The following is a 3,813-nucleotide window of genomic DNA, read 5'->3' as shown; positions in this document are numbered from 1 at the left end:
CGCTGGCATCTGTTTCAAATTCCATCCCAGCTTGGGCAATATTGGCAAATTCTTCATTGCTATAGTCTGTCGTCTGAGGCATAAAGGCATAATTACCAATATGACTCATCTGAATGTAGATTTGTTCCAATTCTGCAAAGGCCTTTTCAAACTCCTCAAACGTATGAAGATTGCCCTTGTAGTCACGGCTAAATTGGTTGATATCTTCGCGAGTCTTTTCGATTGCTCGCAAGAAATCCTCACGGTCTTGGTAAAGGGCGGTTAAATCCCAAAGTTCCTTTTCAGGAAATTCTGAACGGTGTTTTTGTTCCATTTTCTTCCTCTTATTTCTCTAACTCTAATAATACGCTAAGAGCTGATAAAGCGTAAAGTGGTGCTGTTTCTGCTCGCAAAATGCGAGGTCCAAGTCCTGCTAAGACTGCTCCCTTAGCTTCGAAACTCTCAATTTCTGCAGGTGACAGGCCACCTTCTGGACCAAAGATGAAGAGCAACTTGGCTCCTTTTTCAAGACCAGAGACTGCTTGGATAAACGCAGCGGTTTCTCCCTCTTTTGCTGATTCTTCATAAGCCACCACAATTGAGTCAAACTGGTCAAACTGAGCTAGAAAATCTGCTTTTTTCTCAAAAAGCTGAATACTTGGAACGATATTACGCTTGCTTTGTTCAGCTGCTCCAAGGGCGACTTTTTCAAGTTTTTCAACCTTTTTGCCCAATTTCTTGCCGTCCCACTTAGCAACCGACCAGTCGGCAGGAAAGGCCCAGATTTGGCTGGCACCCAGTTCGGTTACTTTTTGAGTAATAAACTCCAGCTTGTCTCCCTTGGGAAAGCCTGATGCGATGGTTACTTGAACTGGCAGTTCCACATTGTCAGCTAATTCTTGGATCAATTCAAACTGACGATTTTCCACATCCAGCACGCGCGCCAAACGCTTGATACCATCATTGAAGACCAAGATTACTTCATCATCTTCCTTCAGGCGCATAACCTGAAACATATGCTTGCTGGTTTCCTTGTCCCCGATAGTCACTGGAGAGATAGCACTGCCTTTTACAAAATACTGCTGCATGCTAGCCTCCAATCACACCTGAAATATCCTTAGTCTTCTTAAAGACACAGGCATTCCATTCTCCTTGAATCATGTGAGTTTCAAGGAAAAATCCAGCTGACTCAGCCGACTCGCGCACCATGTCCCACTTGTCCTTGATAATGCCACTCATGATCAGGTAGCCTTCATCCTTGACCAAGCGATAAGCATCCTCTGTCAGATGAATGAGAATATCCGCCAAGATATTAGCCACAATCACATCTGCCTCAATCTCAACACCCTTAAGCAAATCTCCAGCCGCTACATGTATATTTTCCATGCCAGGGTTGAGCTCAATATTTTCCTGAGCGACACGAACCGCCACATCATCCAGGTCATAGGCGAAAATTTCCTTGGCACCCAGAAGCGAGCTGGCAATGGAGAGGACACCTGAACCAGTTCCCACATCAAGCACCGTTTCGCCACCACGAAGAACCTGCTCCAAGGCAAAAAGGCTCATCTTGGTCGTTGGATGCGTCCCAGTCCCAAAGGCCATGCCTGGATCCAGCTTGATAATCTTTTCTCCAGCAGTCGCCTCATAGTCTGTCCAAGATGGCACGATGGTCAAATCATGAGTGATGCGAGCTGGCTCATAGTATTTCTTCCAGTTGTCAGCCCAGTCTTCCTCAGCCAAGGCAGTCGTGCCCATCTTGACATCTCCCAAATCCATAAAATCCGTCAATTCTTCTAAGCGAGCCTGCAAATCTGCCTCAACCACTGCCACATCAACCGTATCAGGGTAGTAGGCTGTCACAATGATTTCTTCTTGCTGCTCGACCTCTGGAAAAATCTCACCAAAACGGTCGACATTCCCCACATAGTCCATGCTGTCTTCGATCGCAACACCTTGGGCACCTAACTCAATCAAGAGATTGGAGACCAGCTCCTCCCCCTCACGCTTAACCGTTACTTTTAACTCTTGCCATGTTTTCATAATTAAGATACCAAGCCCGTCATGCACAAAGCCAAATAGGAAATTCTCTGAAGACGCTTGTGTCTATGAGAAGTTTATCTTTTTGGCACAGTGTTTAGGGCGGGTTCAGTTTAGAAATTTAACCGAACCATCCTTTCTATTCACTTTCTTTTAAATAATCCCTCAATCTCGCCTGTAGCTGAGGCACAGCTTGTTTAGAATTCAAAAATTCCTCAATGCTCATCAGCTTATAAGCCTGTCCTTCATCTCCAAAGTTGATATTGTCGAATTGTTCTTGACTTAGCTGACCGACCATAAAGACAGACTGCCGACCTTCATAGAGCATGCTGGGGTAGACCTTGCTCCAGAGCAGGCAATCCTCAGTCAGATGAATTCCTAGTTCTTCATAAACTTCACGCGCTGCGCACTCGAAAGGACTTTCGTCCCCTTCGCGACCACCACCTGGCAATTCCCACATATTGGGCCAAGGGATATTGTCCTTGTCATCACGCAAGATGGTCAGTAGCTTATCTCCACAAAAGAGGGCAATTTTACAACCCGTAAAATCCAAGTGTTTATCCAATAATTCCATGATGATGACCTTTTCTTATCATAACTACTACTCTATAGAAAACCCCTAGCTAGCTTTCTTCAATCACCTTTTGGCAATCTGCATCCCAGTATGCCTGCCATCTACCATGTTTTTTAGCAAAATAAACGGTAAACTCATCATTTACATAATCTGCAACATAGCGAAGATTAGGCGGATTTTCCTCAAAACTTAATACCCAAGGATGGAAGTAAAATGTCCTTTCCCACCTCTTCTGAGTATAGCCCAAATCCTTGGCAAACTGAGGGATGGGTTGTTGCATCTCACTTTCCAAACAAGACTGAATGGCATTGTCAATACTATTTAAACGAGCTAATAGTTGTTGAAACTGCTCTTCTTCCTCCGTCTTAAAACCAACTAGAAATTCAAATTCCGCAAAATCTTCAGGAAATTCAAGTTCTGTGATTTTACCATCCTCTGCGTAGAGTCCCTCCTCATTAACGAGGCGACGAGTTCCAAACTTCAATACTCGCTCGAAATCTAGATCCGCAAAGCGATTGCGAGGAAGAGAAGAGGAAGAAAACTCAGATTTATCTGACTTTCTCATAAAAATTTGTTTGATTTTCTCTAACATGCTCTCTCCTCTTTGAATTCCTTATTTTTAAAGTTTCCTAGTATCTCGGATAAGGATAAAACTCTCCCTCTTCCAAACCGACTTTTCCTTCTTCAAAGACTTCTTGGTTCCATTCCATGACGAACTCTTCTGCTTCTGGGTCTTCCAAAAAGTCCATGAGGGCATCCAGCCCAACCTCGGCAGTATCTTTGAGGAAAAGTGCAAAATAAGCTAAAAATTCACGAGAAAATCCTTTTTTAGGCAGGTAAGGGATGACTGTTAAATAGTCTTCTGCGTTAACCGTTGACTTTGCAGGATTGTAGAAAAGAACTGCTTCCTCAAAGAGGATATCGTCTGATGATACCTCTCCGTCCTCGTCCACCATCTCCACACCTGCAGCGTTTTGTGCTTCCAAAAGAAAACTCACTTCAACCGCGTGGTTGCGCTTGTCCCAACTAATCTCATAATCAAAAGGAAAGTTCTTGTCCAACTCTTCCTGTAAAACATCTAAAAATCCGTATGTTGCCATTTTGTCCTCTTTCTATGCGACTCTTTAATCGCCCTGATTGCTCGGAAATATGCTAAAATAGATACTACCATCTTACCACATATACATCAGAAAATCCATGTTAGAAAGGACTGCTATGCCAGA

The 3,813-nt window shown here is 43.7% G+C and carries 5 protein-coding genes and 1 pseudogene; all 6 read right to left on the bottom strand.

The window, feature by feature from the left end:
* Positions 1-313: pseudogene (locus tag GMD4S_RS11590) on the bottom strand (oligoendopeptidase F); the annotation flags it as partial.
* 10 nt (positions 314-323) lie between these two features.
* Complete coding sequence (locus GMD4S_RS11585) at positions 324-1,067, bottom strand: 16S rRNA (uracil(1498)-N(3))-methyltransferase (RefSeq protein ID WP_001188214.1); 744 nt, start codon at positions 1,065-1,067, stop codon at positions 324-326.
* Between the two features lies 1 nt (position 1,068).
* The gene (gene prmA, locus GMD4S_RS11580; RefSeq protein ID WP_000860551.1) at positions 1,069-2,019 is read right to left on the bottom strand and encodes a 50S ribosomal protein L11 methyltransferase; all 951 of its coding nucleotides are present in this window, start codon (positions 2,017-2,019) and stop codon (positions 1,069-1,071) included.
* A 136-nt stretch (positions 2,020-2,155) separates the two neighbouring features.
* Positions 2,156-2,590: an NUDIX hydrolase gene (locus GMD4S_RS11575; RefSeq protein ID WP_000421346.1), complete on the bottom strand. Its 435-nt coding sequence runs from the start codon at positions 2,588-2,590 to the stop codon at positions 2,156-2,158.
* Positions 2,591-2,639: 49 nt separating this feature from the next.
* The gene (locus GMD4S_RS11570) at positions 2,640-3,182 is read right to left on the bottom strand and encodes a hypothetical protein (protein ID WP_000890355.1); all 543 of its coding nucleotides are present in this window, start codon (positions 3,180-3,182) and stop codon (positions 2,640-2,642) included.
* 37 nt (positions 3,183-3,219) lie between these two features.
* Complete coding sequence (locus tag GMD4S_RS11565; protein ID WP_000257133.1) at positions 3,220-3,690, bottom strand: DUF3013 family protein; 471 nt, start codon at positions 3,688-3,690, stop codon at positions 3,220-3,222.
* Positions 3,691-3,813: the final 123 nt, after the last annotated feature.

It is taken from the genome of Streptococcus sp. GMD4S, from assembly GCF_000296955.1.
This window is presented reverse-complemented; position numbering and strand designations above follow the sequence as displayed.